We start from the raw sequence: 2,934 nt of genomic DNA on the forward strand, positions 1-2,934 counted from the left end.
GGGTGCCGTCGCGGGATGTGTTGGAAATGGCCGTGGCTATCTCCGGCGTGGTGACGGTATCGCGTCAGGCGGCGAGGTCAATCGTGCTCTTGGCAGGCGGCTGACCGAGGCTCTGCCAGCCATCGACCTTGCGCATGTTGATCTGGCCTGAAGCGAGCAAGGCCCAGAACAGCATGGCCGCGGTTTCGGCCGAGGGCAGCACGGTCTGCGTCTTGATGCGCCGTTTGAACTCCTCGTGCAGCCGCTCGATCGCGTTCGTGGTCCGCGCCGACTTCCACTGGCTCGAGGGCAGCCGGGTGAAGGCGAACAGCGCCTCGCCGGCTTCCTCCAAGCTGTCGGCGACGGCCCGGCATTTCAGCCGCCACTTGCGCAGGAATGCCTTCTGCCGCGTCTCGATCTCCTTCGCGGTCTCGGCGTAGATCATGTCCGTGTAGTCGGCCGAGATCTCCTCATGCAGCCGCTCCGGTGCATGGGCGAGGAGATTTCGGTGCTTGTGAACCGTGCAGCGCTGAGCTGGCACCGCCGACCAGAGGGCAGCCAGCGCCTTCTCGAGGCCAGCCGCGCCGTCGATGATCAGGAACTCCGGAGCCCGCAGGCCACGCGCTACAAGATCGTCGAGCACGGCCCGCCAGGCCGCCTCGCTCTCCCCGCCCATGTTGCGGATGGCGAGCAGGACTTTCTGCCCGTCCCGGCGCACGCCTAGGACCACCAGCAACGAGATCGAGGTCGCCTTGCGGTCCAGCCGGACCCGCACGACGGTCCCGTCCAGGATGAGGCGGACGATGTCCTCGCCCGCCAGGTCGCGCCGGCTCTAGGCCTCCCAGTCCACCTTCACCTTGCGCCAGGCCCGGCTGACCACATCCTTGCCCACCGCGCCCCGGAACAGCGCCGCCAGCGCCCGCTGTACCCGGCGCGTGTTGGTCCCGGCAAGGTAGGCTGAGGCAATCAGCGCCTCAAGCTGGCGGGTCCGCCGGGCGTAGCGCGGCAGCACGGCGCTGCGCCATTCCCGGCTGCTGCCGTCCTCGGCCTGCAGCCGGGCGCGGGGCACCGCGAGTTCGACCGGCCCGAAGGAGCCCGTCAGCTGACGCCTGCGGTGCCTATGCCGGTGCCCAACGGCGGCGCCAGCCCGCTCGTAGCGTCTGCGCCCCAGCGCCGCCTCGAGTTCCTGCTCTACCAGTTCCTCGATCAGCCCGCGGATCCGGCCCCGTAGGCCTGCCTCGATTGGGTCGAACCAGGCCTCTCCGGCAAACAGCGCCTGCTCGGCAGGCCCCTTGCTGCTATCCTTGCCCATGGCGTGGTCTCCGCCGGCGCGCCAACGCCGGTCATGGCTCGTTGAACAAGCCGGAGACTACGCCACCCCGATTTCCTACCACACCCGCGACGGCACCCATGCCAGGATCGAATCAGCCAACCCACTCCCGCGCAAGGGAGGTGGGTAATTACGGATGCCAAGGACGCGTTACGTGCCGTAACGTGGCCCCTCATTGTGGTGGGGTTGGTCTGGATCGTCGGCCAGGCAGTGGCCCGTTTCGGTTCCTGGGTAGCCGAGGGGTTCCGCCGGCAGGGTTAGGGTCTGGCTGCTACCGACCGCGAGTTAGTCGATAACGGCTGCCGTCCGTAGCGCTTCTAGCTGCGCCAGTTCGCCATCACGGGCAGCTTCCATGGCGGAAATGACCTGCTCGCATCCAAACTCCCCCGCACCGCAGACTGATCGCTGCCCACGAATGTCCGGGTCAAAGTAAGCCCGCGTCTCATCCGCCCTCGCGGTATAGAACCGGTCGCGTGCGTCGGCCGAGGGGAAGTGCTGAGGTGGCAGCGCCACATGCAGGGCGGGCGGGTAGCGGAACCCGTCGCCCGAGAAGGCCGCTCCAGCCAGTCCGCCGAGGCCGCCGGCCAGCGCGTGCATGGCCAAGCGTCCCGCAATGGGTTCAGCCGGTAGCGTGGCTATCGTCGGGGCGTGCCCTGCCTGGGTGCAAAGCACCCTCGCGGATCGGCTTGAATAGGTCAGCCCGACCTCTGCCGGGGCAGATGCCACCGTCGCCACCGTCTGCCCTGCGCGAGTGATGGCGCAGGTAGCGGCCGGAGGGTCAGTGCTAATCTGAACCATGTGGCGGGGGGCTTCGCCGGCACACCCTGAGAGCAAAGCCGCCGGGAACAGCATCAGTCGCCACATAGCGCCCGCCTTCAAACCGATTTCGCAATCATCGTGGGGCGCGCGCTTACAAGTCAACAACCATAGGTTATAGGGCCTGCGCTGGGGGCGGGACCGGATCCATGATGTATCGGACGATCAGCCGTTCGCGGGGCGCCAAGCCAGTGCGTGCAGCTGCCTCCCACGCCTCGTAAGGCTCGCCAGCTGCTGGGTCGAAGATCCGCCCCACCCACCGGACAACTCCCGTGGTTTGCCGCTTCTCCAAAGCCGCTATGCGGCGCTCAATTGGGCTCATTTCGCCATCTCCCGAGCTTCAATCGCGGCGATCCGTGCCGCCAGATCCTGCGTTTCCAGTGCCCGGCGCTGCGCCTCGATCACTGCCGAAACCTGCGCGGCTTCCTCGGGGGAGAGGTTGCCGGCGGCCATCTCTGCGGCCACCGCTGCCATCGCCTTCGGCAAGTCGGCCGTCGTGTTCAGCGCCGGCAACTCCATCTCGACCGGGCGACCCTTCCGCTCGGGCCAGAGGCGCCGCAACAGCAGCTCGGCGGCGCGCATGTCGCCGGCCTCTGCCATCTCCTGGACCTTGCGCATGACCTTCTCCGCGCCCTCGATGCCAATGGCGTCCAGTGTCACCAGCGCAGCATGGCGGGTGCCTTGAACCGCCCCGGGTTTGCCGGAGGCAGGGGAGTTTGAGTCAGGCTGCCAGCGCAACCTCCTGCTGGCTGGCATAGTAGCGCGCCTCAGCTTCGGCGGGTGGGATGTTGCCGATCGGCTCGAGGAGG

Annotated in this window: 2 protein-coding genes and 1 pseudogene; all 3 read right to left on the reverse strand. The window is 67.7% G+C overall.

Annotated features, from left to right (window positions below; all coding sequences use genetic code 11):
• Positions 1–64: 64 nt before the first annotated feature.
• Positions 65–1,291, reverse strand: a pseudogene (locus H7965_RS29325) (IS256 family transposase).
• A 303-nt stretch (positions 1,292–1,594) separates the two neighbouring features.
• Positions 1,595–1,906 (reverse strand): hypothetical protein, encoded by a 312-nt coding sequence (locus tag H7965_RS29330; RefSeq protein ID WP_186774022.1) that lies wholly within the window; start codon positions 1,904–1,906, stop codon positions 1,595–1,597.
• A 537-nt stretch (positions 1,907–2,443) separates the two neighbouring features.
• Positions 2,444–2,743 carry a hypothetical protein gene (locus tag H7965_RS29335; RefSeq protein WP_186774023.1) on the reverse strand — a complete coding sequence of 100 codons (300 nt, stop codon included), beginning with the start codon at positions 2,741–2,743 and terminating at the stop codon, positions 2,444–2,446.
• Positions 2,744–2,934: the final 191 nt, after the last annotated feature.

The sequence above is a fragment of the Siccirubricoccus deserti genome (assembly GCF_014283215.1).
In the GTDB taxonomy this organism is placed as follows: Bacteria; Pseudomonadota; Alphaproteobacteria; order Acetobacterales; family Acetobacteraceae; genus Siccirubricoccus; species Siccirubricoccus deserti.